Below are 25,484 nucleotides of genomic sequence, written 5' to 3'. Positions count from 1 at the left end.
TGCACCACCGAGCCGTGCCGCCCTCCGGCCGGGGCTTGGGATAGCAGCGAATCCCATACGCCAGCTTCAGTATCCGCTGCACAGGGCAAATTGCATTCAAGGGTGGCAGGACAGGCAGGCTGCGAGTCTGAGGATATGAAAACCCCTAAGCTCACGGTGAATTTGCGTGTTTGCAGCGCTCGTCTTACTGCAGCAGGCTGCCGAATAACCGGCGCTATCTGGTCAGTATTCTGAAAACATTCAATTTTTGAAAGATGGTGCTGCTGGAGAGAATTGAACTCTCGACCTCTCCCTTACCAAGGGAGTGCTCTACCTCTGAGCTACAGCAGCGCCGGTGAGGGGGCTTTTAGGCATAAACGCTGAGGGGCGCAAGAGCATTCTGGACGGTTTTTTCCCACTCAGTTACAGAAGTCTTATGGCGGAAAAGAAAACACCGAAAAACGACAGGTCAGCGGCATCGCGCGAAGACCGGCTGAAGGCAGCGCTCAAGGCAAACATGGCCCGGCGCAAGGCTCAGGCCAAGGCGCGGGCGGAAAAGCCGGACCAGGATACGGACAAAAACGGAGAGTAAGGGCAGATGGATTCGATTCTGGTAACTGGCAACGGCCCGCTGAACGGGCAGATTCCAATCGCAGGGGCCAAAAACGCCTGCCTCACCCTGATGCCTGCGACGCTCCTGAGCGAGGAACCGCTGACGCTGACCAATGCACCGCGATTGAGCGATATCAAGACAATGACACTGCTCTTGCAGTCACTGGGCGCCGAAGTGTCCAGCCTGCAGGACGGCCAGGTGCTGGCATTGTCGAGCCATGACCTGACCAGCCATGTGGCTGACTATGACATCGTGCGGAAAATGCGCGCCTCCAACCTGGTGCTGGGTCCGATGCTGGCGCGGCTGGGGCAGGCGGTGGTGTCGCTGCCAGGCGGCTGTGCAATCGGCGCCCGGCCGATGGATCTGCACATCCAGGGTCTTGAGGCGCTGGGCGCCGAGATTGAACTAAAGGACGGCTATCTGCACGCCAAGGCCCCGGGGGGGCTGAAAGGCGCTGTGATAGAGCTGAGCTTTGCCTCGGTCGGGGCAACCGAGAACATCATGATGGCAGCCACCCTGGCAAAGGGCACCACCGTCATCAAGAACGCCGCCCGCGAGCCGGAGATCGTCGATCTGGCCGATTGCCTGCGGAAAATGGGCGCGCAGATCGACGGTGACGGTACCCCCGACATCACCATTCAAGGCGTCGACCGCCTGCATGGGGCGACTCATCAGGTGGTAACCGACCGGATCGAGCTGGGCACCTATATGCTGGCGCCCGCGATTTGCGGCGGCGAGGTGGAACTTCTGGGCGGCCGCCGCAGCCTGCTGGAAAGCTTCTGCAGCAAACTGGAGACGGCCGGCATCGAGATCACCGAGGGTAAAAACAGCCTGACCGTCAGCCGCAAGAACGGCCGGCTGCGGGCCGTGGATGTGGTGACCGAGCCTTTCCCGGGCTTTCCGACCGACTTGCAAGCACAGATGATGGCACTGATGTGTACTGCTGAAGGCACGTCTGTTCTGGAAGAAAAGATCTTTGAGAACCGCTTTATGCATGCCCCGGAACTCACCCGTATGGGGGCTCAGATCGAAGTGCACGGCGGCCATGCAACCGTGACTGGCGTTGAAATGCTGAAAGGCGCTCCGGTGATGGCAACCGACCTGCGCGCCTCGGTCTCGCTGATTCTTGCCGGCCTGGCGGCGGAAGGCGAAACCAAGGTAAGCCGGGTCTACCACTTGGACCGTGGCTATGAGCATGTGGTGCGCAAACTGTCTGGCGTCGGCGCCAAAATCGAACGGATCAGGGAAGAGTGATGGCGGATGCAAGCTTTGAAGACGGCCGCGAGGCGCCTCTGAATCTGGGCGCACTGGAGGAGGAGGATCTCAAGATCCTGTCCACGCTGGTGCAGGATGCGGTGTTTCCGGTCACCGAAATGAGCTGGCGCGCCTCCGAGCGCCGCTTTGCCCTGCTGGTGAACCGTTTCCGCTGGGAAGACCGCGAAGCAGCGGAACGCCGTGGCCGGGCATTTGAGCGGGTGCAGTCGCTGCTGGTGGTGGACAATGTGCTGGCGGTTTCGTCGCAGGGCGTGGACCGCAAGGACAAGGACCTAGTCCTGTCGCTGCTCTCGGTTGATTTCAAGCCGGATGAGGACGCTGCCGGCCATGTATTGCTGACCCTGGCCGGCGACGGCGCGGTGCGCTTGGCGGTCGAGGCGCTGGAGGTGTCGCTGCGGGATGTCACCCGGCCTTACCGCGCACCGTCGGGTCACGCGCCGGATCATGGCGATTGACCCGTGCAGAACAAGCGCGGCATTTCCCAGGCTTTTGCCCGCCCCGCAGCGGAGCTGGTGATCCGCCCTGCCACGGTCTTTGATGTATTTGCCATGAGCCAGGTGCTCATCGCGTCGATCCGCGATCTGTGCCAGGCCGATCACGGCGGCGACGCTGGAAAGATAGCCGATTGGACTGCAAACAAGTCGCCTGCACAGATCCGCAACTGGATTGATGGGCCGGGTCGCTACTGGCTGGCAGAACGGGGCGGCGGGGCCGCGGCGGTCGGCGGCTTGGGCCCGGATGGGACGGTCTCCTTGCTTTATGTTTCCCCTGACGCTGTTGGGCAAGGCTCCGGGTCTGGTATGCTGAGGCATCTTGAAACGGAACTGCGCAGGGCAGGGCATAGCGAAGGGCGGCTGAACGCGACCCGAACAGCGCTGGGCTTTTACAGCAGCAATGGCTGGCAAAGAATTGATGCCGCTCAGGGGGGCTGCGGCACAGCCTGCATCCCGATGCGAAAATCCCTTCTCTGACTGCAGCTGCTTCTTTCTGGTTGCAAATACCCAGGGGTGAATTGGCCATACGGCCAAGAGGGGCAGCGCCCCGTCCTTGCGTCCAATTGCACCGCTCTGCGCCATAGTTCTTGAGGCCGCTCCGGCATAAAGCTATGCGAGGACCAAAGGAGATCCCGATGCCGCAGTTTCTGAACACCGCCGATTCCGATTTCGAACAATCCTTCGCCGTGCTTTTGGGCGCCAAGCGCGAGGATAGCCCGGATGTGGACGCTGTCGTGGCCAGGATCATCGCTGACGTGCGCGACCGCGGCGATACGGCGCTGGTGGAGCTGACAGCGAAGTTTGATCGGATGGAGCTGGAGCCTGCGCAACTGCGGATTGCCGATGCAGAGGTGGAGGCGGCCATCGCCACGGTTTCTGCTGAAGAGCGTCAGGCGCTGGAACTGGCGGCCGACCGCATCCGCGCCTATCACATGCGCCAGATGCCGGAAGATGCGCAGTGGACTGACGAGGCCGGCGCAACGCTGGGCTGGCGCTGGTCGGCAGTCTCGGCAGCTGGGCTTTATGTTCCGGGCGGGCTGGCCTCCTACCCGTCTTCGGTGCTGATGAACGCGATCCCGGCCAAGGTTGCAGGCGTGCAGCGGCTGGCGGTCACGGTTCCAACCCCGGACGGGCAGATCAACCCGCTGGTGCTGCTGGCCGCAAAGATTGCAGAGGTGGATGAAATCTACCGGGTTGGTGGCGCACAGGCGGTGGCGGCGCTGGCCTATGGCACTGAAACTATCGCTCCGGTCGATAAGATCACCGGCCCGGGCAATGCCTTTGTTGCAGCTGCCAAGCGGCGGGTGTTCGGCAAGGTCGGCATCGACATGATCGCCGGGCCGTCTGAAATCCTGGTGATTGCGGATAAGAACAACAACCCTGACTGGATCGCGCTGGATCTGATGAGCCAATCCGAGCATGACGAAAGCGCCCAGTCAATTCTGATCACCGATGACGAAGGATTTGGCTTGGCTGTGGCAGCGGCGGTGGACAAGCGTCTGGAAACGCTGGAACGCCGCGCAATTGCCGGCCCCTCCTGGCGGGATTTCGGTGCGGTGATAACAGTGCGGGACCTGGATGAGGCGGCGGCGCTGTCCAACCGCATTGCACCGGAACATCTGGAGTTGTGTGTCGCCGATCCGGTGGCCTTGAGTGAAAAAACCATCCACGCAGGCGCCATCTTCCTGGGTCAATACACGCCCGAAGCCATTGGCGACTACGTCGGCGGCCCGAACCATGTGCTGCCGACGGCGCGTTCGGCCCGGTTTTCCTCCGGATTGTCAGTTCTGGACTTCCTCAAGCGCACGACCCTTAGCCAGATGACATCGGACGCGCTGAGGGCAATTGGCCCGGCGGCAGAAATTCTGGCTCACAGTGAAAGCCTGCAGGCGCACAGTCTTTCCGTCACCGCCCGGCTGGATGCGCTGAACAAGTAAGCGGAGCAGGGGCGCTGCCCCTCTGCGCGAGCCGCGCATTCACCCCGGGATATTTTCCGCCAGATGAAAGGGATCCGCGCCCCGGGCCCGCCGGGGCGCTTCACCTGGCGCGGTCATCGGCGTCCCCGCCTGTACCGCGAGACTAGGGTCGCCAAGTTTGGTTAATGATCCGTTGCTTCATCTGGCCACAAATATCCCCGCCGGAGGCCGCAAGTCATTTTTCCCGGAAAAATGACGCAGCACTCAATAGTGCGCGGTATAGCCGCCATCCACAGCCAGCACCTGCCCGGTGATGTAGGACGCGGCAGGGGAGGCGAGGAACAGGATGGCGGGCGCCAGTTCCTCAGGCTCGCCCCAGCGGCCGAGCGAGGTGGCGATTTTCAATTTCACTGCAATTTCCGGATCAGCGGCCGCGGACATGTTGGGGCTGGTTTTGAAGAAACCCGGGGCAATGGCATTCACTGTGATGCCTTTGGGGCCAAGCTCCGCCGCCAGTGCCTTGGTCATGCCGTTGATACCGGCTTTGGCTGTTGTATAGGCCGCATCCCCGGATTGCGCGATGAGGCCGGCAATCGAGGATATGTTGATGATGCGGCCATACCCCTTTGGTGCCATTTGGGCGGCGGCCAATTGCGCAAGGCGGAACGGGGCGATCAGATCAACATCCCATAGCGCTTGCAGATCGGATCGCGTGAATTCCGCTAGGCTGCGCCGGTCCCGCTGCCCCACATTATTGACCAGAATGTCGAGACCGCCTTCACCAGCGATGCCTTCGAATGCCGCGGTTGCAGATCCCTCATCAGCCACATCCAGAACCAATGCGCGGGCCTTTCCAGGCATCTGGCTCAAGGCCTCTGCCACCCTCTTTTCATTGCGTCCGTTCACCCAAACCTCGGCCCCGGCTTCAGACAGAAGGCGGGCAGCGGCAAACCCCAACCCGTCTGTGGAGCCGGTCACCAGCGCGCGCTGGCCTTTGAGGGAAAACTGATCAAGCCCTGTCATCATCCTGTCTCCTGTTGCTGGCAAGCTGTTCGTGCAGGCGTGGCCTGTCAAGCACTGCCGCAAACCGGCATATCATTGACGCCTGCTGCTGCATTGCCCCAGGCACGCCGGTGCGATAGTCATGGCCGGACGCCTCAGCGCATATTAGAGACAAAGACCCATGAGCCGCATCAGCCATATCGAACTTGACGACTGCAACCTGCCGCCTCCGACGCCTGAGATTGAGCAGGAGCGCAAGGTGGCGATTTACGACCTGATCGAACAGAACAGCTTTGCTCTGCCGTCCCGAGAGGACCGCGATCTGCCGGAGGGACCGTATCATCTGGGCCTGGCGATCCGTGACAAGCGGCTGGTCTTCGATATCAACACCGAAACTGGCGAGAAAGCAGCAGAGTTCCACCTGTCGCTGTCGCCGTTCCGTCAGGTGGTCAAGGACTACTATCAAATCTGCGAAAGCTACTTCAGCGCGGTGAAAACCATGCCGCCCAGTCAGATCGAGACCATCGACATGGCGCGGCGCGGCATCCACAACGAAGGCAGCCGGGTTCTGCAGGAGCGGCTGGAAGGCAAGGCCGAAGTCGACACCGACACCGCCAGACGCCTGTTCACCTTGATCTGCGTCTTGCATTTCGGAGGCTGACGGGTGGAGGAGCTGCCGCAGTCCATTCTGTTCTGTTGCGACCACAATTCGGTCCGCTCTCCGATGGCCGAGGGCATCATGAAGAAATTCTATGGCACCGGCACCTATGTGCAGTCCGCTGGTGTCAAGAACGACATGGAGATCGACGGTTTCGCCATCGCGGTCTGCCAGGAAATCGATGTCGAGCTGTCGCGCCACCGGTCGCGCTCGTTTGACGAGATGGAACGCTGGGGCGATGACCTGTCGTCCTTTGATCTGGTGGTGGCGCTGTCGCCGGCCAGCCAGCGCCGGGCGCTGGAACTTACCCGTTTTTTTCACCTCGATGTCGAATATTGGCCGATTATGGACCCTACCGGGCTCGGCGAGACACGCGCAGCCAAGCTAGATGTCTACCGGCAATCACGGGACCAAATCATCCAGCACTTGAAGAGCCGCTGGGGTGAACCGACGGAGAGAACATGACCGATACCATCGCGCGCTATTTCGCAGCCTTCAACGCCGGCGACACCGGCGCCATGCTGGACTGCCTGGACGGCCAGATCGCCCACCATGTGAACGAGGGCAAAATCCGGATAGGCAAAGATAAATTCGCAGAATTCTGCGCTCACATGAGCCGCTGCTATAAGGAAGAGCTGACCGATATGGTGATCTTTTCCAACGGCGACGGCACCCGCGCGGCGGCGGAGTTCATTGTGAATGGCACCTATCTGGTGACCGACGAAGGCCTGCCGGAAGCCAAGGGCCAGACCTACCGGCTGCCGGGCGGCTCGTTCTTTGAGCTGAAAGACGGCAAGATTTCCCGCGTCACCACCTATTACAACCTCGCGGACTGGACCGCCCAGGTCTCTGCCGGATGACCATCCGGGTCGAAGCAACAACCGGTGTGGCGCTGGAGGCCGCGCTGGACGATGTGGCACACCTGCGCATCAAAGTCTTCCGCGCCTGGCCGTATCTCTATGATGGCGACTTGGCATATGAGCGGGAATACCTGCAAAACTACCGTGACAGCCCCCGCGCCGTGGTGGTCGGAGCTTTTGACGGTGAAACCCTGGTCGGGGCCTCCACCGGCGCACCGCTGAGCGATCATGCGGATGATTTCGCGGCGGCGTTTGAGGGCACGGGCATTGATCTGAACGGCGTCTTCTACTGCGCCGAATCCGTGCTGCTGCCGGAATGCCGCGGGTCTGGGGTCGGCCACGGTTTCTTTGATGCGCGCGAATCCCATGCCCGCAAGCATGGGTTCAGCAAGACCGCCTTTTGCAGCGTGCAGCGCCCGGCGGACCACCCGTTGCGGCCTGCGGATTACGCGCCGCTGGACCCGTTTTGGCGCAAGCGCGGCTATGCCCCGCTTGAGGGTGCCATCGCGCATTTTTTCTGGAAGGACGTGGATCAGCCCGGGGAAACCAGCAAGCCGCTGCAGTTCTGGATCCGGGATCTGTAAAGGGGGCAGGCGCCCGCGCGGGCGCCTGTTTACGCTGCTTTGCGCTGCTTCAGACGCCTTCTGGCCGCGCTGCCTGCACTTCTTCCTGTGCGATCTTCTGCTGAGTTGCGTACAGCTTCACGGAATCGCGGGCATCGTCGAAGGTGCGCTTGGCTGCTGTGACTGCCTTGCCGGCCGCAACATATTCCTTCTTGTTGTAGTCTTCCTGTTTGAACTGCTTGTAGTTCTCCGCCAGTTCCTTGAACAGTTTGGGCAGGGCGCCTTTCACGTTCTTGGCGTGCGCATCGATCTTGTAGGCTTTGGTCAGATCGCGGATGCCCTTGCCGGCCTGAGTTTCGATCTTGGGGCGGTCGGCGCCTTCCTTGTTATAGGCGCCCTTCCAAGCCTTCTTGATCGCTTCCAGTTTGTCCAGCGCGGCGTTCACATCCTTGGAAATATCCAGGCAAGCGGCTTCGATCTTCTTGCCGCGCACCTCAGCTGCCTTGATCTCCTTAAGGATCAGCTTGCGGGTCTCTTCATGCTCCTTCTTGAGCTTTTCCAGATGCTTGTCGGTTTCTTCATTTTCCTTCTCGACCTTCAGCTGCTGCACCATCTGCTTTTGCTTGATCTTGTCCGCATTGCGGGCCAGCTCTGCTGCCGCATCCTCTCGCTTTTCGATCAGCTTGGCATAGGCCAGGCACAGGTCCCTGCTGTGCGATTGCAGCTTGCCGCATTTGCCGCGTGCCTTCAGCATCGCATTGGCAAGCATGCTGAACGCCTGCACGATGTCAGGCATCTGGTCCAGATCTGCCTTGGACGGATCGCCCGACGGCGGCACCCCCATTTTCTCCAGCAGATCCATATACTTGCCCACGCCACTGCCCTTGCAGGCGCCGGCCCGGTATTCGCGCCAGAATTTGGTGCGGAAGCCTTTTTTGGGAAGATCGGCAATGACGCCTTTCAGATTCCTGTCATCAAGTTTGGTCGCCAAGGGAGTGGTCCTTTTTCAAATCAACAAATGAGTGTCTGCGCCCGAGAATGGCCAAATTGCCGCGTAACACCAAGACGGAACGCTGGATGCAGCTGTTTTCGTTGCAAAAATGCGCATCCTTTTCGAACTATTATTGCGGATCGGTCCGGCGGCAACTGCAATCTGTATACCGCCCCGTCTTGCGCCGGGCGCCTTTGCAGGGCAATCCTGCCGCAAGGCCGCACCGGGATGCGGCTGCCGCCCGCCGGAGAGACCGCATGAAAATCGCCACCGCCGCCTATCCGCTCGACTGGCTCGACAGCTGGGCACAGTATGAGGATAAGCTGGCCGCCTGGGTGGCAGAGGCTGCCGGAAACGGCGCCGATTTGCTGGTATTCCCTGAATACGGCGCGATGGAGCTGTCAACGCTGGACGGCGCGGCGGTTGCCGCCGATCTGGAGCAGTCGATCCATTCGGTGTCGGAAAAGATGGAGGATGCTGCCGCGCTGCATCTGCGGCTCGCCGCCGAACACGGGGTGCATATCCTGGGCGCCTCCGCGCCGGTGAACAGCGGGCTCACCCGGCCGGTGAACCGGGCAGAGCTTTACACGCCCGCAGGCAAACGGGATCATCAGGACAAGCAGATCATGACCCGGTTCGAGCGCGAGGACTGGGGCATCATGGGAGGCGGGCCGCTCAAGATTTTCGATACCGCGCTGGGCAGAATCGGGGTGCTGATCTGCTATGACAGCGAATTCCCGCTGCTGGGGCGTGCGCTGGCGGAATCAGATGTGATTCTCGTTCCTTCCTGCACCGAGGCGCTGGCCGGATACTGGCGGGTGCGCATCGGTGCCATGTCGCGGGCGCTGGAAAACCAATGCGTGACCGCCATGGCATCCATCGTCGGCACCAACGAGTGGTCCGAAGCGGTGGACCTGAACACCGGTACCGGCGGCATTTTCGGCCCGCCGGACAAGGGCTTCCCCGGCACTGGCGTTCTGGCCGAGGGCACACTGAACCAGCCGGGCTGGACCTACGGCGAGGCCGACCTGGAGGCCATCGCCCATGTGCGGGCAGCTGGCGGGGTGCTGAACCGGCTGCATTGGGAAGAACAAATGCCGCGGGTGAAATCGGTCACAAAGGCCGCTCTTTGCTGATTGAGCCCTTGAAATATTGGAAAAATGACCCCATTTAGGCGCACGTCCCGCAGTTTGCGGGCTAACCCAATGATGGAGACAACATGGCCAAGGAAGATACGCTCGAATTTCCCGGTGTCGTGAAGGAACTCCTGCCTAACGCGACGTTTCGGGTCGAGCTTGAGAACGGCCATGAGATCATCGCGCATACGGCAGGCAAGATGCGCAAAAACCGCATCCGTGTTCTGGCAGGCGACAAGGTCCAGGTGGAAATGACCCCCTATGACCTGACCAAGGGCCGGATCAACTATCGCTTTAAGTAAGCTGTTGATTTGGAAGAAATATCAAGGCCCGGCATTCTGCCGGGCTTTTGTTTTGAAGCGGCCCTGGGGGCCGCTGCCTCCGGCGGGGATATTTCGGGCAAGAGGAAAAGACCCGGCCTGCTTTCCCGCTGAGGGAATTCGCCTTATGACAGGCGCAAAGAGGTAAGAGGGCCACGGCATGGCATTTATCCTGGGATCGGGCAGCCCTAGGCGGCTGCAATTGCTGGCGCAGCTTGGCGTGCATCCGGACGAGGTGCGCCCGCCGGAAATTGACGAAACACCGCAGAAGGGCGAGCTGCCGCGCGCCTATTGCACCCGGGTGACACGGGAAAAAACCCAAGCCGTCCCCGCCGGGGCTGAGGACGTTGTGCTCTGTGCGGACACCACCGTGGCGCTTGGCCGCCGCATCCTGGGCAAACCGCGCGATGCGGGCGAGGCGGCAGAATTTCTGCTGGCCCTGTCAGGCCGCCGCCACCGGGTGATCACCGCCGTTGCTGTGCGCCGCGGCGGCCATGTCTGGGAGAAGGACGTGGTCAGCCAAGTGAAGATGAAAAACCTCTCCGACGAGGAGTTGAACGCGTATCTCGCCACAGGCGACTGGAAAGGCAAGGCCGGCGCTTATGCCATCCAGGGACCAGCGGGAGCCTTCATTCCATGGATCAGCGGCTCCTTCACCGGGATTGTCGGGTTGCCGTTGTCCGAGACTGCCAATCTTTTGCGCGCCGCCGGGCTGCCGCTGTACCAGGAGGCCGCCGCATGAAGGGCCGCACCATCATTCTCGACCACATCCAGGACCGTGAAGCCGCAGCACTGATGGTGGACGGCAAACTGGAGGACTTCCTGGCCGAAAGCGACGCCCCCGCGCCCGGCACCATCTACCGCGCCCGCGCCGACCGGCCGGTCAAGGGGCAGGGCGGCATGTTCCTGACCACGCCTGACGGCCCGGCCTTCCTGCGCCAGGTCAAAGGACTGGCACCTGGCCAGATGATCCTGGTGCAGGTCTCCGGCTATGCCGAACCGGGCAAGGCCATTCCGGTAACACAGAAGCTGCTGTGCAAGAGCCGCTATGCCATTGTCACGCCGGAGGCACCGGGTCTGAACATCTCGCGCAGCATCCGCGACGAGGACGAGCGCGACCGGCTGCTGGAGATTGCACATGAGGAAATGGGCGAGTCGGGTTACGGCCTGATCCTGCGCTCTGCCTGCGCCGGCGCGGACAGCGAAGAGATCGCCGAAGACGTTGCTGCCATGGCGGCGCTGGCGGCGCAGGTAATGCAGGATGAAGGTTCCGAGCCGGAGGTATTGGCCGAAGGTGACACCCCCCATCTGCTGGCCTGGCGGGACTGGGTGGAGCCTGCTGATGTTGAGCGCGAACCCGGCGGGTTCGAACGCCTGGGCGTACTGGATGCGCTGGACATTGCACAGGGTATCCGCGAGCCGCTGCCGGGCGGCGCCTTCCTGTTCATCGAGCCGACCCGCGCCCTGGTGGCGGTGGATGTGAACACCGGCTCGGATACTTCGCTTGCGTCGGGGGTTAAGGCCAATATGGCGGCGGCCAAAGTCCTGCCCCGGGCCTTGCGGGTGCGCGGTCTGGGCGGCCAGATCATCCTGGACCTGGCCCCGATGCCCAAGAAGGACCGGCGCGGCTTTGAAACCGCGCTGCGGGCCGCCTTCCGGGCCGATTCCGAAGAAACGGTTCTGGCTGGCTGGACCAACCTCGGCCATTTTGAGTTGCAGCGAAAGCGCGGTCGCATTGCCCTGAATGAGGTGCTGAAATGAGCTGCCCGATCTGCGGCGGGGAAACGCAAAAGACACACCGGCCTTTCTGTTGCAAGCGCTGTGCTGATATCGACCTCGGGAAATGGCTGACCGGTGCCTATTCAGTGCCCAGCCAGGACCTGGAAGACATTGAAAACGCTCTGGAAGAAGCTGGCCGCGCGCAGGCGCCGGAAAAAAATCCGCAGCAAACCCGCCATTAGTGTTTTTCTTTGCAAAACCCTCTGGACACCGCCGCGCGCCCGGCATAGAAGGCCCCCACCCAAGGCGAACAGCCTTCCCGTGCCCGGGTAGCTCAGGGGTAGAGCAGTGGATTGAAAATCCTCGTGTCGGTGGTTCGATTCCGCCCCCGGGCACCACTTCAAATCATTGAAATGTTTGAAGTTTTCGCAAAGTGAAGATCTGTTGCGAAAACCGGACATGTACATGGGGACGTACTGGGGACGCACTTTCTCTTGCGTGGCCATCGGGGTCGCTACCACCTTCCAATTACCGTCAAAGCGTCAGCGAGAGAAGGGAAACGATCCTTTCTGATAGAAACCCGCGTTGAATGATTCGGGCGGTAGTCACCGGCGTGAGGGGGCAGCCGACTTTGGGCCAACTGCACTCTCCCCGGTATAGAAGATGTTGCAGGAACAGACGCCATCGGTGAGGCCGTCATTGGGCTTTGGTAGACTCAGGCGCCACTGTTGCCAGGCGATGAGAACAAGGAAGCCTTGCCTCTTACGCACAACACATCAAGTTGTGGTTAGTCTCCTCAACTGAAAGTATCCGGCTTGGGGAAATCCTGATGACCGGCATACATCGCATACCCGGCGCAGTTCGCATACTTGGCGTAACCTGCACGGCGGGCATACGGGGCGAACGGAGCCTTCACCCAGCCCGACTTCGCATAGTTTGTTATGAGTCGATTTTGGTTCATCACCTCTCCAAGATACCTTCCATCTCGACCGTAGACGTCATCACCGCAGAACTTGCCGACATGTTTGCCGTCGTGCGTCCACAGTTCATAACCGTCTCGGTAGCCGAAGCATTCACCGCTCCAAGTCCACATCCAATCCATACTTCACCTCAATCGCACTGTTTCTCAGCGAAAAGTAGAAGCGCACATGAAACAATCCAAGGGTGATTCCTCCATATGCCGCTGCCAATTGACGTTAGTTGGACAGTGCGGTGGCAAGGGCTGGAATGAACCCATTGCCGCCCTTTCTTCCCGCCATGGTTTCTGAATACGCACGAGGCTACTTGCAGCCCAAGGTCGAGTTCGGCCTGTAAGTAGGGGCAACGGCTTCGCTCGCTTGGGCGGAATTGCGGCAGTTAGCTGCGCTTGCAGAACATTTTTCCACACGAACCCAAAGCGGACCTTCGACAGCTTTTCACTTGCCACGGTAGCATGTATCGATTTCGCCTTTCGATGGTTTGGATGGCCGTCCTCCCCGACACCATGTGGTCTGCCCGTTCTTGATCCAGAAGTGGCATCCGCATTCGTTCTTTTGATGGACCGACGGATGAATTGTAGGCCGCAACCAGAAGTCTTCTGAGATTCGCCACCGTGGTCGCTGGTTGGGGTTAAGCGAAAGATTGATGACTTCCCCGCAGCCACCCGGACACGTAAGGCACGCCCATTTCTTGATACCGCCACTTTCAACGAGGGTGAGCCTATCTGCCTTCATTTTCGACCGGTCCGGCAAGCTTGAAACGCGTGTCGTAAGAAAATCAAAACGCAAGAGGCATAGCTGTCGCAGGAGGCGTGAAATAATACTTTTCATGTCAGGTTACCATGTCCAGAAACGGGTACACATCCCCTCGGCCGAGAGTCGCTGCCTGATTGCAACACGGGCAGTCCGGTCTGGGTTCTACGAAGGGCCTTCGTTCGTCTCTGGCGTGAAAGCGCCGAATGCGGGTTGGAAGCATACCGGCTTCTCCTGCAAGACCAGTCACGCCAGCGAGCCACTCGTTCACTGCCATCGTCGCCGCCTCGGTCGTAAAGGTGACCACAGCCGGGGAAGGATCGCCTTCGCCCAACACGTAAGCTTCTTCTTTAAGCCGATCATAAGCGTCAGGGTCATTGCGTCTCATGGATTCCTCGCGCGCGCGCCGCGGATCGAGGTAACCGCCGCACAGAAGGCAAGGGTGCCCCGGCACCAGTGTCGAGACGCGGGCGAAGAGATCATATGCTGCGCCCGTCCGCCGCTGCATCGCAAGCCCAACATCGATAACGGGGATGCCATAGAACCGCGCGAAGCGATTTAGAAACAACCGCCCGGCGTGGTCATCTGTGCAACAAAAAATCACATCGCAGGCTTTGAGCGCATCCCAAGTTGCTGGGTGTCCGGCCCAGGCATCCACACTCACCAACGTCATGCCGAGGCCCGAATCCTCGACGGTTCGCGTGTGAATGGCGGTCTTCGGCAACTTCGCATCGACATCTGAGCGCCGCCCACCATGAAGGCGGTTGAGATTTGTCTCGTCTATGATGTCCTTGTCGAATTGGACGGCCTCCTGAACTCCAAGCCGCAACAGCAGGGGCAAAAGGGCGCTTCCGGTCGCGCCGCCCCCGGCAACCCCACATCGGAAGCCAGAAAGTTGACGTGTGGCTTCCTTCCCGAAGAGCCGGACTTGGCGATCCAGAAAATCTGCCGGCGTTCCCTTCAGGCCCGAGATTTGCAGGCGCGGACCGACATGCAGGATCCGACCGAGGCCCTCGGCCTTGTCCGCCTGCGCCCAGATGCGTGCAGCGATATCGCCGTTTCCGGCGATGACCACACTGATCAACCCTGGCATCCCTTTCAGAGCAGCGGTGCGTGCAAGCTCGGCTTCGTTGCGGTTGTCCTGCTCGGAGAATTTGGCATGACCCTTGGGATGAGTATGAACGAGGGCAGGAATGAGGCCGTTCGCCTTAGCCTCGTTCAGGAGCCGCATGAAGCCATCGGTCTGCCAAGTAACATGCCGCGCTGATGCTGATATTAGATCGTCATCGCCGATTGCGTGGAAACGATGTGACACCAGACGCCGCCGCGGTTGATTTGTCCAAGGATCGGCTTCGATATCGGCGATACCAAAGAGCATGTAGGCGGAGCGCTCCGACCCGGCTCCTGCCGTCAGCAGGGACCGGATTTGCGACCTGTGCGGGCCCAAAAGGATGAGGTCCGAAGCACGCATTAGGCTTGGGCCTCCGCCAACGCAGTTTGAACGCGTGCGACCATAGTCTGAAGACCATCGATCCCTGGCCGCCAGGCGTTGTTGTGGCGTGACCACCGCTGCCATACGCGACCACCGAAGCGGTGCTCAACGGTACAGGCCTTTGGCACTTGCCCGGTGCCTGCCAAAGTCAACTTCGGCGCGACGTAGAACATGTCGGGCGGGCAGTCCGGATATCCCCTGGGAAGCAGGATCAGAACATCTGCCGCCGTGTGTTCGTACTTGCCGTCCGGCAGCGGCAGGCCCTTCAGGACGATCCCCGTGTTGACACCCTCTGTCACCACTTCGAACTCGTAACCATGACCGGAAAGATAGGTCTGATCTTTTGACGGAAGGGCATCCCCTTCCGTCGTCTGATCGATCAGCGACACGAACCGCTCAACACCGGCATCGGCCAGATTGATAACATCCGTATCGGTGATCTTTTTGTCATGCTGTCCCGGGATCTCTTGCCACAGGTTGTAGTTGGGCGGCAATTTGGCCAGCTTGCGCAGCACGAAGCCACTGATGCAAGCCCGGGGCCATTCGAGATCGGCGTCGTCGATCTTGAACTTGAAGCTCCGATCCGAACGGGCCACCAGCACCTTCTCGACACCCCGACCGCGCAGGTCATAGCTTTCGTCGAGCCGGATGTCTTCGAAGTCGCCATTGGGCAGGATCGCGATGGCCACATGCTCGTCGACCGGGTGACCACCGGCAGCTTCGATCAACTGACGCCCCAGCACTTTGGGATCGTCGAAGGCATGATCTTTGAAGTTGAGGTTTTCATCGGCGATCCGAACCCGGAACGTCATCTTACCTGTATGCTTGTTCATTGGCTGAATTCCTTCTTTTGCCATCATCAAAGAGATGGTTTGCACCACCCTTAGGGTTATGAAGAACATGGAATTGAGATTCGCGTCAATGTTTTTCATAACCCTTCTAGTTACGCAAAATTTGTTGACAACTAGTGGGGGTTCCGATAACGGGATAGGTTATGAAAAGGAGCCGCCCAAGACGCTCCACACTACGCGAGGCGGGAATGCAGATTGGTTTTGCTACGGATGAGCTTTGTCAGCTCTGCAATTCTAGCCGTAGGCTGATAAAGTCTTTCGGGGTCGACACAGGGGGGCGCGTGATGGATCTTCTGCATTTTCTGGATGCAGCTCCCACACTAGCCGACTTGAGCACTTCGCCGCCAATTCTAAGAAGAAAAAGGAAAGGATATCGACCTGCACACTACTCGGTTGGACGAGTGGGCAATGGGCAATTACTTCTTGTTCCGGCGGTAACCTCTGCTGACCTAGCCGACGTAGATCGAGTCAACATCATTTCTGTGGGAGGAAGAGTCTGATGGCGACGCATTCAAACCAATTTCAGCCAGATTTTGCCCCCAAGGCACCGGGCGAATATTTGAAGATGTTTCTCGAAGAACGAGGAATAAAAATAGTTGATTTCGCGCGGCGGACCGGTAGACCGACCAAAACAATCAGCGAGATCATTTCAGGAACTGCTTCTATCACTCCAGACACTGCTTTGCAGTTTGAGAAAGCTCTGGGAGATAGTGCAAGTTTTTGGCTTAATCTGCAGACTAAGTACCAACTTTCCCAAGCTCGTGCAAAGGACCAAGCTGCGGCCAAAGATGAGGTCACTGTTGCTTGGGCCAAAAAATTCAACATTAATGAGATGCTTCGTCTGAGACTGTTAGAAAACAAGCCGAGCAACGGCTTGCTTGTCGATGCCATCTTGCGCGCTTTTGGTGTCAGCAGTGTTCCAGCGTGGGAGGCACATTGGAACGAACGGCTCAGTCTTTCGCGCTTTAAACAACAAGAACACGCGAAAATCGATCCATATAACGTCGCTGTTTGGCTTCGATGCGGCGAACTGATTGCCAACGAAATCGAAACCGCGCCGCATTCTGCTTCTGGATTTCGAACCGCGCTCACGAAAGCCAGGGATATGACCAAGAGCCCGTTCCGAAAGTCCTCGAAGTCTCTAGTAGATGACTGCGCGGAAGTTGGCGTAGCAATTGCATTCGTTCCCTCTGTACCCAAGACCGGGTTAAGGGGATGTGCATATTGGGCAAGCAAAGACAAGGCCGTCATTGCAGTGAGCGACAGAATGAAATCTGAAGAAAGAATGTGGTTTTCGTTCTTCCATGAGGCCTGCCATATTCTGGAACATAGCAAGCGTGCTGTTTTTATTGATCATGATCAGAATAATGCAGACCAAACCTTGGACGTTGATATTGAACAGGAAGCCGACAACTTCGCTGCCGAGTTTCTAGTTACAAGCCGGGTGGTCAACGCCTTTCGCAACAGCTTTTCAATAAGTCATCATGCTATCAGCGAAGACAGTTTTCGAGCATTTGCAAAGCAGAACGATGTATCTGCAGGGCTCCTATTGGAGAGGCTTCAATACGAAGGGATTATCCCTCAAAACTCGCGCCTTAACTCAAAGATAAAGAGAAAGCTCGAGTTTCAATTGTAGTGGAAGTCAGGCTGCGGAAGTTTTGGCCGCGCAGCGAAAATCCGGTTTAACAGACCGCGGCGCAGCACATCGCTATTTCGACATAAAGGCAGCTTTGGGCCGAGGCTGTGTAAAGTGTGGATACTGACCCCCATGTTGGCGTTTGGTACTAATCTAGAACGGAGGCGGTGTTACGGGCAGACCTCAAATCAGGGGGGCTGATGCAACGCTTGCCAATCTCCAAAACTAGCGAGTCATCTGATCGCTCCAAGCAACTTTGGCATCAGCGCTGACTCGGCAATGGAAGGAATTGCATGTAGCCGATCGAATGCAGCCAAATGCCTGGCCAATGTCCTTGCAAGGTCAGCGCGCCCATGCGGTGGACGGCTGATCGTTGAGCGGAGCTCCCTGTCCAATTTCTGGGCCCACTCAAGGCTGATATCTTGCGGATCCACTCCCGGTTTCCACCCTAGCACCTTAGGCACCGGGTTCTCCTTGAATCCCACGCCGGCACCGACAACGAGACTTTGCAGCTCTTTCCAGGCCGGTGTCCAAGGAAGCGCAAGAAATTCCCGGAGCGAAATGATCTTGCCCATGTACTCTGTGATCTGTTTCTCAGGGGCGCTCCAGTCCACGCTTTCCAGTTTCGTGAACACCAGGCCACGTAGAGGCATCGTGTCATCTGCTCCCAGGGCCTCTGTGAGGACCCCAGCGGCCAGCAGCATTTTTCGGCCCGTCGACGCTGCAACTCCCATTTCGGCAAGTGTAGTCCGTAACTCGTCTTCGATACGTGCAGGAAGCCCACCGTGCCGTTCTCTCCGTTTCCGCAGTGGCGAGATATGTTCGAAGCCTGGTATGCAGCGAAGCGTCGAAACACCTGCATTCAAGGGGTGGAGCCGGTCTAGAGGGCAAGTTTCGCGGATCGTTTCCAGCCAATGTTGAGTGATACCAGAAGGAGGGAGACCGGCTTTGATCGCTTCAGACTTTAAATACCAAAGAGGGCTTGGTCCTTCAGAACTCCTGCTGTCATTTTTTAGGTTCCGGTACACAGCAGTCCAAGCTGAACGAACCGGATCTATTGGCTTTGGGGCCTTCGGTTTCTGCGGGGGGCTGCGGCGAATGCTCAGGGGTTCTAGGGGCAAGAGAGCTGGAGGAACTACACTGCGAAAGCCGTCGAACTGCTCGCAGCCGCGGCGGCATTGGGCAGGCATCGAGTCTATCTTGTACCCGGCGATGAGCTGCCGGACCCACGCTGTTGTCAGCCGCCATGGGGCAATGCCCTGCTGGCTCGCCGGTTTTGATAGAGCCCACAAAAAACTGGTCTCGCAACCCGCCTCTCGTGCTGCCTTGCGGAGATTTTTCCAAGCTTGCTCAACCTCGGTCAGCCGGTAGTCCCGCCCGCCGATTCGGCACATCACTGTGTTGATATAGTTATGAAGGCAATGGTCAGTGATTTCAGGCACCCCGACGTCATTGGGATTGGGCAGGCTGGCGAGGGCTTTGCGCAGATCTTCCAGAGTATCGGTTTCCCCGTTAAGACTGCCGCCTGCTATGGCAAGGCGGTGGACGTAGTCGAGCGTGCAGCGCGTGCTTCTTTCGAACAGCTCAGAACGTGCCCTTTCAATGTCTGGAGCCATCGGAACCAAAGCCCGGTGATCGCGAAGGCCCGGCAGCGGTTGCGGCTTGATCAGAGGAAGCAGCCCTGTCTGCAAGACCGCGTCATTGTCAAAGAGGTGCCTGAATGCGTTCACTCCCGCTCTAAACCGGGGGCGCTTAATGTTATCCAGCCCCTCATATGTTGCTCTGATCACCGCATCGGTCACATCTTCTGGCTGCATTGTGGCGGGCAAGTACAGGGGCAGATCATAAAACCTGGCACCGGATGATTTGCAAAACAAGCGTTCCGCCCGTGCAAGCGAGCTCCAGGACGCCCCGTCAGTATTCCCGGGGACAGCCCGCATCTGGGCATCCAAAATCGTCCTTCGCCAAGCCTGATAGTGCGATGCACCATGCCAGAAGCAAAGCTGTGCAGGCGTTTCAAAAGGGTAGGCAAGCGCAAAGGCAGGTGCTGACATGTCCAAGGCCGGGACCGGTACGCCTTCTACTTGCGCAAGCAGTTCGATTGCGACCTGAGCCAAAAACGCTTCATCTCCGCCTAGGAAGCACCCGCTGGAAACTGCGGTGTAGATGTCCGAAATCTTCATTTTTGAACCTCTTGTGCCGTTTCAAGGCTGCGGATCTGCTTCAGAAGATCGTCAGTCAGCAGTTCTGACCGCCTGTTGGCGGCTGCATATTGAACGCGCTGGATAGCGGCTTGCCGTACCCTTTTCGCCTGGTATCTCAGTGCAGTCTGTGGGGATGTCTGATGCGCCATGGCCATTGTATCGCGCGTTCCGGCTTCTCCACGGCTGATAGCTTGGTCGGTGTGGAGCATCGTCCTCGCTGTCGTAAGGGATGTTCCCGCGAAGGTCTTGAAGAGCCGGGGGATGTATGTCGGGCTTGTGCATTTCCCGCGCTCGCGCACGAAAAGGGGGCCGCCGGTCTTCATCGCTTGGTTGCGTAATTCGGGAAGGTGCCGTGCATCATGGTCACCCTGCACCACGACGTCGATGTACCGTCCGAATTCCGGCTCAAGAGCGACGACGAGACGGTCTGTGTTGCGCCGCTGGGTTTTCGAGATTCCGGTATCAATGACCCAGGTGCCGGATTCCCAGACCAGCGTATCGTTCAAGGTTAGTATCGCGTCTGCATTCCGGAGCGGCACGATGCTGAAAATGCCGAGGATCGCACCTGCGTTGCGGAGCAAATGGCGGCGGTCTGCCCGTGTTTCCAGGGAAGCACGCAACAAGAGCGCGTCAGCCTTGTCCAAGACGCGTAGGGTCGTGTTGCCGGCGTCGAGAAGCGCCTGGAATTTCAGGGCATCCTGCCCTTTCTCGTAGAGTGAATAGCGCGTCAGGCGTTTAAGCAGGTACGCGGTATCTTCTTCGGAAACAATGCCGCTGTAGCGGGCGAAGCGGTGAAGCTCCTCCGCCGTTGCCCGCATCGTGGCCCACCGGATACCATGCGCTCGCAAGCGGAGCCGGGTTTCAAGGCCGGCGAGATAATGGTCAACAACCTCAGAGGAGAGAGCCGGGTTCAAACCAGCCTCTTGTGCCGACCAAGCAAGCTGGCATAATTTTTGACACATACGCTGCAGAATGCCCTGAGACGGGACCGCCGCTCTATGCCCCGGTAATCCTTGTGAGGCACGCCGCAGGATTTCCTGCCAGGCATCCGGCAGCTCCCACGGATTAATCGAAACGTATCGTGCCCGCGCATTGGCTCGGTATTCGCAGGGATCCCGTTGCACGACCGTCGACTTCATTGCCGTTGCCGCCGGAGCGGGCGCGGAGGATGGCGCCGGCAACAGACAGATCGCTCGGGAGACGTTGGCGGTTTCAGAAGGCAAGATTACAGCAAAGGCCTTCGCGAGGTGTTCGAGCCATGCGGCCGGATCATTGTCCGCCATCATTTTTGCCCACATGGCATAATCTGAGGGAGCCGGCCGTACAGTGCCGGATACGGCAACCTGTTCCCAGACCTGATCGGCTGCGATCAGCGAAAGCAGTGGTATAGCGTGGAGGCCTTCGATGTGCAGGAAGTGCTGCCAAACGGGCTTATCGAGGATCCGATGCCGGTTCATTCGGTCACCCCGCGCGCTTTCAGGATTTCCGTGCGCCGCCGCGCCGTGTCCTTCTGCACGTTCAGCACCGATTTCTTTGCATTAATCCAGGCATAATTGCGCTGCACGACTGCGACAGTATCGCCAAGGAGCTTGGCGAGATCCTCGATGGACCGGCGGCCATCGTTGATGTCGATCGAGCAGTAGCCATGGCGGAAGTTATGGGAGTTCATCGGCAGGCCGATCTCTGCGGACGCCTCGCTGAGCCAGAGGTAGAACGTGGCCGAGATAAACCCGGCGTCGGGTGAAGCGGCAGCCTTGAGCGGTGGAAAAAACGCATGTGTTTTGTCCGCTTCAGGGAAAAGAGGGCGGATTTCGCGCAGATAAAACGTGATGATATCCACGGCGTGATCACCCGGTCCGCGCTTCTCGATCGTGATTGCCTCGAGTTCCTCTCCGCGTTCCGAAAGATATTTGCCATTTTTAAGTTCTTCGTTCGGAAATTTGATCACTACATGAGGTGCCCGGCCGATGAGATGCAGGTGCATCGTTTTCCGAGGGCCGGAGTGCCGCATCGTGAGCATGTTTTGGCGGCGGAATGGCGCCCCCTCGAGTGCGACAGCGGAATAAGCTGCCATCAGGCCAAACATCCGTACGGTGCGCAGCGTTTTTTTGACAGCGTACCTTTTTGCATCAGGCAGAGCAGCCAGTACTTCGGGGTTCGAGAGGTGAAGCAGGTCAAGACTGTTCTGCTTCGCGGCTGCAAGTGCTTCAAGCGCGCGGCGATAATACTCGAGATGCTGAATCTGAAAGAGGGTTGTTTTCTTCGGGTCCCGCAGAAGCGCTTCACACCACCGTTTAACCCGGGGGCTCATAACCTTGCCCGCGGCCCGCCCCTCAACCAGATGCGGCAAAACCTTGCTTAGTCCGGCAACATAAGTGCCTGCATCGGGCAGGCCATTCCGCTGGAGAAGCGCGGCGATGTTTGCGGCATATCCTGCAAGTGTCCTTGCTTTAAGTGCTTCATTTTGGCCCCAGGCGGACAGGACGGCATCTATGTTTTTTTCTGAGAAAAGGCGGTTCAGAGCCGTCTCGGATAAGAGGTCAGGCTCCAGCTTGAAGAGAGTTTGCACATAGAGCGAGACGGCCGCGCTGTAAGCGGCACGCGACGGGGCCGACAGCGGCTCTGCCAGGTGTTCGTAGCGCGGGTCTTCAACTTGTTCACGTGCCGCAATATCGAGCCACGCATTAATGGCTTGCTGCAGCGGACCTGGTAGCGTGCGGAGGCGGCCAGATGGTTTTGATTCCGGGGTCACAAGGCAGGGAGGCAACAGGGGACGCAACCGGCCGATCCCCTGCAGTGTATCCAGAGCCTTCAGTCCCTTTCTCAGTGCCTTGCGCTTCGCAGCAGGTGCATTGGATAACCAGGCCTGCACCTGTTCGGCGGTCAGGGTTTTGGGCGTGATTTCCGCCGCACGGCAGATATCGATCAGTGCTGTCAACGCAATGCTGTGCTGAGGCATTACGAAACCCGCTTTCACGAGCAGCGCGATCTGGTTCTGAATATCTGCCCACTCGTCGTTGCGGGCCTTCCGTTCCAGTTTGGCAGCTTTAACTCCCGTGACAGCTTCGATGAGGCGGCGCCCCGCACGTTGAAACTGCTTGTAGCTTTCGTCCGAAATCCCCGCTGCGTGAACCAGGGCCTGCAGGCATGGCATGCTGCCGCTGAGCTTGGTGATGGTTTTCTCGTAGGTGGAGAGATCGGCCGGGAAGTTGCTAAAACTGGGACCCTCGAATCCATGTATGGAAAATGCAGCCTTCGCTTTGCGGATGTCCTGCTTCTGGCTCGGCGTGCCATGTTCTTCGGCATGGGAGACGGCGTCTTGCATGGTCAGGGGGGTGGGGGGGTCTTCGGCCATGGTGGTTTCCGCAAGATACTGGCGTTACAGGGGGGATTCGGCGTTGTCGGGAGAGCGGTAACGTTTGGTCGTAAATTTCCAAACGCCGGAAATTTACGGCTGCCCGTTACAGCTGGCGATGCCGGGAGGCCCGGGCATTACCGGTGCAAATCGCGGCAAATACGTTACCGGGCTCCGTGGGCGGAGGGCTCTTGGAGCTGTCCGGGAGCGCCTCCTGCGGCAGGAACGGGACCGGCGCGCCGAGAAGATAGGCATCCAGCTGAGCTGGGATCCAGCGGCGCCCCCGCGGCGCGGCTTGGCCAAACCCGGCGCGTGTGAGCTCGAGCGGTGCCGGGAGCAGCAAGCGGTTTTCGCAGATTGCTGCATTGATCGCAGAAGTGCTCATGCCGGTAATGCCAGACACCCAGGAGGCTTTCTGCAGAGGTTTCAGAAGCGCCTGCATTTCGTCGGCTGTGCGCGGTGCTATACCTATGATCTTCCGCATAACCTCATGCACGGAGAAACGATGGCTCTTCGCATTGCCAGTTAACTCCTTAATGCCGAAATGCGCGGTCAGCCGCGAGATGCTGTTCTTGCCAATCTGGGCCCAAGCGGCGAGTTCAGCGGTTGACATGACTGATGTAGAGGCCAACGCGATTGGCAGGATCTCTCGCGGCCAGCTTCCTGGGTCCCGGCCTGCGGACCGCTTTTCTTCATTGGCGAGTGCTTTTTGCGAAAAAGCAATTTTGTAGTCGCGGGTCACGGCAATAGTCTCCTGCTCGCCTGCTCGATGTAACTCCGAGGCGTTTTTCTAGTTTCGATCTTCGAGACGGGATGGGGTGTCCCTGTGCAGATCATACTAAAGCAGGAGCGAGGATGCCTGGATGCCTTAAGGGGTAGAAGACGGCCCCTTTGGTGGCAATTTTGGGGAAAACTCTTCGTGCGCTCTGAGAACCAGCTGATTGAGGCGAGGACATAGCTGCGCACGCGAGTTATGCGGGAGCCTCTTTGACGGAAAAAGTATTACCTAGAGGGAGATTTGCGAATTTTCATGACCCGCTATGAAACCGCGTTTACTCCGAGACGGCGGCCGCAGTCCGCTGCACCGGCAGGATACCAGTACTGAACAGTTCAAGCGCCAGATATCCTCCCCTCCGCGTTTCACGAGCGATGCCTTGGGTCGTCTTAGTCACCGGCAGCAGTGCAGGAAAGCAGGTCTCAATGCTCTAGAAGAGCCAATATCTTCTTTTCGTTGAAGTCCTCTGCAAAGAACAGGTCCAGCGCAACCTGGGCGTTTGAAGCGGTGTCTTCTGCGATCCTGCGGACCATTGCGCGCTCCTCCCAAGTCAGTTTGCCCAGGATCATCAGGTCGATGTCCGAGTGCTCGCGGAAATCCCCCTTCGCGAGGGATCCGAACAGTTCGTGCTCGATCCCTTTACCGGCCAACTGCGCATGAATCGTCTGCCAGGCGGCTATTGCCGCCTTCAGATGCAGTTGCCGACGCTGTTCCAGCAAAGCTTCGAAACGTGTCATCCGGATCTCCCTGCCCCCAAAATAGAGGCGGTTGAAGAAAATGTCAGGGGAAAGGATGATTTGCCTGACCAGCGCTGCCCTCCCGGCATGTCAGGGAAATTCCGGCCGAAGGGTGGCTTTCAGCCCTACTTGGCACCGCGGCGCCCCAGGCGAGGCCGGGAGCAACCCCCAGAGGGCGTCTTCGGCATCCTGAACCACCGTGTTCGGCACGTCGTACGCTGGCGCCTGGAGCTCCACCCTCAGCACATGGTCCTCTTCCGGACACCAGCGGCGAAGGTGAAGGGCATAGGTCGCTTTACTCGTTTGCTGCAGATGTTATCTTAGCTGATCTGCAATCTTCAGGGAACTTCCGACGTAGATTGTGCAGCCTCGATGCTCCTCGATGCTCCTCGATGAGCCACGGGAGGCTGTAGTCAGCGCCTTGTTTGTCCCGCCTGAATTTCGCCAGCAGAGCATCTGCCCCGGTCTGGGTGGCTGCCGAAATCCTGTAGATCGCGCGCCCGTACACCTCGATATGGCCTGCGTCCCGAAGCCATATTTGTATCGCGCCTTTTCAAAGCCCGCCCCTCAACTGCTGCATAGTGAATTCTCGGGAGACGATTGGCCCGAACCGGGCCCGCGGCAAAGCTTCGGCGCGCGCGAAGGGCTTCACGCCCCTGGCGCAGAACATTGCCAATCGATCATTTGGAGATTTCCTGTTTTGGGAAACCCGGAGCCAATAGGGCGTCCAGCCGATGGGAAGGAAGTTTTCTAAAGTATCCTCGCGCGGTATACCTTACTCCTGACAAAGATACTTTGGGGTACTGACTGCCGAAAACTTCTTAGTTCACCTCCCTTGTAAGTCCGGTCGCCGTTCAGGCTCCTCATCCCGGACCCGAACTCAAAGGTGGCCTCCGAACCGTTCGTTGCGCCATCAGAGCGAAAAGCGAAAAGCGAAAAGCACCTTCCTGCAGCTTGATCTGCTGCCAGTGCTTCAGTCGCCCCTGCGCCCCAGATGTCACCTCCGCCTCCTCTCGACGGGGCATCCTGGTTCGATTAGCTTGAAATTCTGTTACACCCCTGAAATTATTGCATTAATTTCCTTGTTTCTCTGACCGCCGTGCATCGGAGAGCCAAATTTAGGGCCACTTTCGCCGGAAGTCGGCAGAGGGAGGCCTGGAAAAACCTATATAAATCAA

The 25,484-nt window shown here is 58.8% G+C and carries 26 protein-coding genes and 2 tRNA genes; 16 read left to right on the top strand and 12 right to left on the bottom strand.

Annotated elements, in window-relative coordinates; translation table 11 throughout:
• Positions 1-255: 255 nt before the first annotated feature.
• Positions 256-330 (bottom strand) — tRNA-Thr (locus K3724_RS18560).
• 85 nt (positions 331-415) lie between these two features.
• On the opposite strand from K3724_RS18560, the gene K3724_RS18555 reads away from it, so the two are divergent.
• The 5 genes from K3724_RS18555 to hisD all read left to right on the top strand — a co-directional run bounded on the left by K3724_RS18555 (position 416) and on the right by hisD (position 4,298).
• Positions 416-571, top strand: a complete 156-nt coding sequence (locus K3724_RS18555) for a hypothetical protein (RefSeq protein WP_259988058.1) — start codon at positions 416-418, stop codon at positions 569-571.
• A 6-nt stretch (positions 572-577) separates the two neighbouring features.
• A complete protein-coding gene (gene murA / locus K3724_RS18550) occupies positions 578-1,846 on the top strand; it encodes a UDP-N-acetylglucosamine 1-carboxyvinyltransferase (protein ID WP_259988056.1) in 1,269 nt (422 codons plus the stop codon).
• Positions 1,846-2,322, top strand: a complete 477-nt coding sequence (locus K3724_RS18545; protein WP_259988054.1) for a DUF2948 family protein — start codon at positions 1,846-1,848, stop codon at positions 2,320-2,322. The genes murA and K3724_RS18545 overlap by 1 nt, the downstream gene beginning before the upstream one ends.
• A 3-nt stretch (positions 2,323-2,325) precedes the next feature.
• Positions 2,326-2,838, top strand: a complete 513-nt coding sequence (locus tag K3724_RS18540) for a GNAT family N-acetyltransferase (RefSeq protein ID WP_259988052.1) — start codon at positions 2,326-2,328, stop codon at positions 2,836-2,838.
• A 158-nt stretch (positions 2,839-2,996) separates the two neighbouring features.
• The gene (gene hisD, locus K3724_RS18535; RefSeq protein ID WP_259988050.1) at positions 2,997-4,298 is read left to right on the top strand and encodes a histidinol dehydrogenase; all 1,302 of its coding nucleotides are present in this window, start codon (positions 2,997-2,999) and stop codon (positions 4,296-4,298) included.
• A gap of 243 nt (positions 4,299-4,541) precedes the next feature.
• On the opposite strand, the gene K3724_RS18530 is transcribed toward hisD, so the two are convergent.
• The gene (locus K3724_RS18530) at positions 4,542-5,303 is read right to left on the bottom strand and encodes an SDR family oxidoreductase (RefSeq protein ID WP_259988048.1); all 762 of its coding nucleotides are present in this window, start codon (positions 5,301-5,303) and stop codon (positions 4,542-4,544) included.
• A 157-nt stretch (positions 5,304-5,460) separates the two neighbouring features.
• On the opposite strand from K3724_RS18530, the gene K3724_RS18525 reads away from it, so the two are divergent.
• From K3724_RS18525 to K3724_RS18510, 4 genes are read left to right on the top strand one after another with little or no spacing between them, the layout of a single operon-like run.
• Positions 5,461-5,940, top strand: coding sequence for a UPF0262 family protein (locus K3724_RS18525; RefSeq protein ID WP_259988046.1), 480 nt, complete (start codon positions 5,461-5,463; stop codon positions 5,938-5,940).
• Positions 5,941-5,943: 3 nt separating this feature from the next.
• Entirely contained in the window at positions 5,944-6,402 is a 459-nt protein-coding gene (locus K3724_RS18520; RefSeq protein WP_259988044.1) for a low molecular weight phosphatase family protein, read from the top strand.
• A complete protein-coding gene (locus K3724_RS18515; protein WP_259988042.1) occupies positions 6,399-6,797 on the top strand; it encodes a ketosteroid isomerase-related protein in 399 nt (132 codons plus the stop codon). Before K3724_RS18520 ends, K3724_RS18515 begins: the two co-directional genes overlap by 4 nt.
• The gene (locus tag K3724_RS18510; RefSeq protein ID WP_259988040.1) at positions 6,794-7,381 is read left to right on the top strand and encodes a GNAT family N-acetyltransferase; all 588 of its coding nucleotides are present in this window, start codon (positions 6,794-6,796) and stop codon (positions 7,379-7,381) included. Before K3724_RS18515 ends, K3724_RS18510 begins: the two co-directional genes overlap by 4 nt.
• Positions 7,382-7,430: 49 nt before the next feature.
• On the opposite strand, the gene K3724_RS18505 is transcribed toward K3724_RS18510, so the two are convergent.
• Complete coding sequence (locus K3724_RS18505; RefSeq protein WP_259988038.1) at positions 7,431-8,351, bottom strand: hypothetical protein; 921 nt, start codon at positions 8,349-8,351, stop codon at positions 7,431-7,433.
• Between the two features lie 257 nt (positions 8,352-8,608).
• On the opposite strand from K3724_RS18505, the gene K3724_RS18500 reads away from it, so the two are divergent.
• The 6 genes from K3724_RS18500 to K3724_RS18475 all read left to right on the top strand — a co-directional run bounded on the left by K3724_RS18500 (position 8,609) and on the right by K3724_RS18475 (position 11,924).
• On the top strand, positions 8,609-9,487 hold the full coding sequence (locus K3724_RS18500; RefSeq protein WP_259988036.1) for a carbon-nitrogen hydrolase family protein: 879 nt from the start codon (positions 8,609-8,611) through the stop codon (positions 9,485-9,487).
• An 83-nt stretch (positions 9,488-9,570) separates the two neighbouring features.
• Positions 9,571-9,789 (top strand): translation initiation factor IF-1, encoded by a 219-nt coding sequence (infA, locus tag K3724_RS18495; RefSeq protein ID WP_005978431.1) that lies wholly within the window; start codon positions 9,571-9,573, stop codon positions 9,787-9,789.
• A gap of 178 nt (positions 9,790-9,967) precedes the next feature.
• Positions 9,968-10,549: a nucleoside triphosphate pyrophosphatase gene (locus tag K3724_RS18490; RefSeq protein ID WP_259988034.1), complete on the top strand. Its 582-nt coding sequence runs from the start codon at positions 9,968-9,970 to the stop codon at positions 10,547-10,549.
• Entirely contained in the window at positions 10,546-11,568 is a 1,023-nt protein-coding gene (locus tag K3724_RS18485) for a ribonuclease E/G (RefSeq protein WP_259988032.1), read from the top strand. The genes K3724_RS18490 and K3724_RS18485 overlap by 4 nt, the downstream gene beginning before the upstream one ends.
• Positions 11,565-11,768: a DNA gyrase inhibitor YacG gene (locus K3724_RS18480; RefSeq protein ID WP_259988030.1), complete on the top strand. Its 204-nt coding sequence runs from the start codon at positions 11,565-11,567 to the stop codon at positions 11,766-11,768. The genes K3724_RS18485 and K3724_RS18480 overlap by 4 nt, the downstream gene beginning before the upstream one ends.
• An 81-nt stretch (positions 11,769-11,849) precedes the next feature.
• A tRNA-Phe gene (locus tag K3724_RS18475) sits at positions 11,850-11,924 on the top strand.
• 398 nt (positions 11,925-12,322) lie between these two features.
• Here K3724_RS18475 and K3724_RS18470 read toward each other — a convergent pair.
• The 4 genes from K3724_RS18470 to K3724_RS18455 all read right to left on the bottom strand — a co-directional run bounded on the left by K3724_RS18470 (position 12,323) and on the right by K3724_RS18455 (position 15,680).
• Complete coding sequence (locus K3724_RS18470; RefSeq protein ID WP_259988028.1) at positions 12,323-12,628, bottom strand: hypothetical protein; 306 nt, start codon at positions 12,626-12,628, stop codon at positions 12,323-12,325.
• A 313-nt stretch (positions 12,629-12,941) separates the two neighbouring features.
• Positions 12,942-13,238, bottom strand: coding sequence for a DUF6527 family protein (locus K3724_RS18465; RefSeq protein WP_259992683.1), 297 nt, complete (start codon positions 13,236-13,238; stop codon positions 12,942-12,944).
• A 97-nt stretch (positions 13,239-13,335) separates the two neighbouring features.
• On the bottom strand, positions 13,336-14,727 hold the full coding sequence (locus K3724_RS18460; protein WP_259988026.1) for a ThiF family adenylyltransferase: 1,392 nt from the start codon (positions 14,725-14,727) through the stop codon (positions 13,336-13,338).
• Positions 14,727-15,680, bottom strand: a complete 954-nt coding sequence (locus K3724_RS18455) for a multiubiquitin domain-containing protein (protein ID WP_259988024.1) — start codon at positions 15,678-15,680, stop codon at positions 14,727-14,729. The genes K3724_RS18460 and K3724_RS18455 overlap by 1 nt, the downstream gene beginning before the upstream one ends.
• Positions 15,681-16,098: 418 nt before the next feature.
• On the opposite strand from K3724_RS18455, the gene K3724_RS18450 reads away from it, so the two are divergent.
• Positions 16,099-17,235, top strand: coding sequence for a HigA family addiction module antitoxin (locus K3724_RS18450; protein ID WP_259988022.1), 1,137 nt, complete (start codon positions 16,099-16,101; stop codon positions 17,233-17,235).
• A 233-nt stretch (positions 17,236-17,468) separates the two neighbouring features.
• On the opposite strand, the gene K3724_RS18445 is transcribed toward K3724_RS18450, so the two are convergent.
• The 5 genes from K3724_RS18445 to K3724_RS18425 all read right to left on the bottom strand — a co-directional run bounded on the left by K3724_RS18445 (position 17,469) and on the right by K3724_RS18425 (position 24,306).
• Positions 17,469-19,418 carry a hypothetical protein gene (locus K3724_RS18445; RefSeq protein WP_259988020.1) on the bottom strand — a complete coding sequence of 650 codons (1,950 nt, stop codon included), beginning with the start codon at positions 19,416-19,418 and terminating at the stop codon, positions 17,469-17,471.
• Entirely contained in the window at positions 19,415-20,896 is a 1,482-nt protein-coding gene (locus K3724_RS18440; RefSeq protein WP_259988018.1) for a hypothetical protein, read from the bottom strand. Before K3724_RS18440 ends, K3724_RS18445 begins: the two co-directional genes overlap by 4 nt.
• Positions 20,893-22,794, bottom strand: coding sequence for a hypothetical protein (locus K3724_RS18435; RefSeq protein ID WP_259988017.1), 1,902 nt, complete (start codon positions 22,792-22,794; stop codon positions 20,893-20,895). The genes K3724_RS18440 and K3724_RS18435 overlap by 4 nt, the downstream gene beginning before the upstream one ends.
• A gap of 106 nt (positions 22,795-22,900) precedes the next feature.
• Positions 22,901-23,536 carry a hypothetical protein gene (locus tag K3724_RS18430; RefSeq protein WP_259988015.1) on the bottom strand — a complete coding sequence of 212 codons (636 nt, stop codon included), beginning with the start codon at positions 23,534-23,536 and terminating at the stop codon, positions 22,901-22,903.
• A 455-nt stretch (positions 23,537-23,991) separates the two neighbouring features.
• Positions 23,992-24,306 (bottom strand): nucleotidyltransferase domain-containing protein, encoded by a 315-nt coding sequence (locus K3724_RS18425; protein WP_259988013.1) that lies wholly within the window; start codon positions 24,304-24,306, stop codon positions 23,992-23,994.
• Positions 24,307-25,484 lie beyond the last annotated feature (1,178 nt).

This window comes from Leisingera sp. M658 (assembly GCF_025144145.1).
Taxonomy (GTDB): domain Bacteria; phylum Pseudomonadota; class Alphaproteobacteria; order Rhodobacterales; family Rhodobacteraceae; genus Leisingera.
This window is presented reverse-complemented; position numbering and strand designations above follow the sequence as displayed.

Bases quoted from the DNA above. Each gene is read 5' to 3' on its own strand.
- K3724_RS18555 (WP_259988058.1), top strand. From the start codon at position 416: ATGGCGGAAAAGAAAACACCGAAAAACGACAGGTCAGCGGCATCGCGC.
- murA (WP_259988056.1), top strand. From the start codon at position 578: ATGGATTCGATTCTGGTAACTGGCAACGGCCCGCTGAACGGGCAGATT.
- K3724_RS18545 (WP_259988054.1), top strand. From the start codon at position 1,846: ATGGCGGATGCAAGCTTTGAAGACGGCCGCGAGGCGCCTCTGAATCTG.
- hisD (WP_259988050.1), top strand. From the start codon at position 2,997: ATGCCGCAGTTTCTGAACACCGCCGATTCCGATTTCGAACAATCCTTC.
- K3724_RS18530 (WP_259988048.1), bottom strand. From the start codon at position 5,303: ATGATGACAGGGCTTGATCAGTTTTCCCTCAAAGGCCAGCGCGCGCTG.
- K3724_RS18525 (WP_259988046.1), top strand. From the start codon at position 5,461: ATGAGCCGCATCAGCCATATCGAACTTGACGACTGCAACCTGCCGCCT.
- K3724_RS18515 (WP_259988042.1), top strand. From the start codon at position 6,399: ATGACCGATACCATCGCGCGCTATTTCGCAGCCTTCAACGCCGGCGAC.
- K3724_RS18510 (WP_259988040.1), top strand. From the start codon at position 6,794: ATGACCATCCGGGTCGAAGCAACAACCGGTGTGGCGCTGGAGGCCGCG.
- K3724_RS18500 (WP_259988036.1), top strand. From the start codon at position 8,609: ATGAAAATCGCCACCGCCGCCTATCCGCTCGACTGGCTCGACAGCTGG.
- infA (WP_005978431.1), top strand. From the start codon at position 9,571: ATGGCCAAGGAAGATACGCTCGAATTTCCCGGTGTCGTGAAGGAACTC.
- K3724_RS18490 (WP_259988034.1), top strand. From the start codon at position 9,968: ATGGCATTTATCCTGGGATCGGGCAGCCCTAGGCGGCTGCAATTGCTG.
- K3724_RS18485 (WP_259988032.1), top strand. From the start codon at position 10,546: ATGAAGGGCCGCACCATCATTCTCGACCACATCCAGGACCGTGAAGCC.
- K3724_RS18480 (WP_259988030.1), top strand. From the start codon at position 11,565: ATGAGCTGCCCGATCTGCGGCGGGGAAACGCAAAAGACACACCGGCCT.
- K3724_RS18470 (WP_259988028.1), bottom strand. From the start codon at position 12,628: ATGGATTGGATGTGGACTTGGAGCGGTGAATGCTTCGGCTACCGAGAC.
- K3724_RS18465 (WP_259992683.1), bottom strand. From the start codon at position 13,238: ATGAAGGCAGATAGGCTCACCCTCGTTGAAAGTGGCGGTATCAAGAAA.
- K3724_RS18460 (WP_259988026.1), bottom strand. From the start codon at position 14,727: ATGCGTGCTTCGGACCTCATCCTTTTGGGCCCGCACAGGTCGCAAATC.
- K3724_RS18455 (WP_259988024.1), bottom strand. From the start codon at position 15,680: ATGAAAAACATTGACGCGAATCTCAATTCCATGTTCTTCATAACCCTA.
- K3724_RS18450 (WP_259988022.1), top strand. From the start codon at position 16,099: ATGGCGACGCATTCAAACCAATTTCAGCCAGATTTTGCCCCCAAGGCA.
- K3724_RS18445 (WP_259988020.1), bottom strand. From the start codon at position 19,418: ATGAAGATTTCGGACATCTACACCGCAGTTTCCAGCGGGTGCTTCCTA.
- K3724_RS18440 (WP_259988018.1), bottom strand. From the start codon at position 20,896: ATGAACCGGCATCGGATCCTCGATAAGCCCGTTTGGCAGCACTTCCTG.
- K3724_RS18435 (WP_259988017.1), bottom strand. From the start codon at position 22,794: ATGGCCGAAGACCCCCCCACCCCCCTGACCATGCAAGACGCCGTCTCC.
- K3724_RS18425 (WP_259988013.1), bottom strand. From the start codon at position 24,306: ATGACACGTTTCGAAGCTTTGCTGGAACAGCGTCGGCAACTGCATCTG.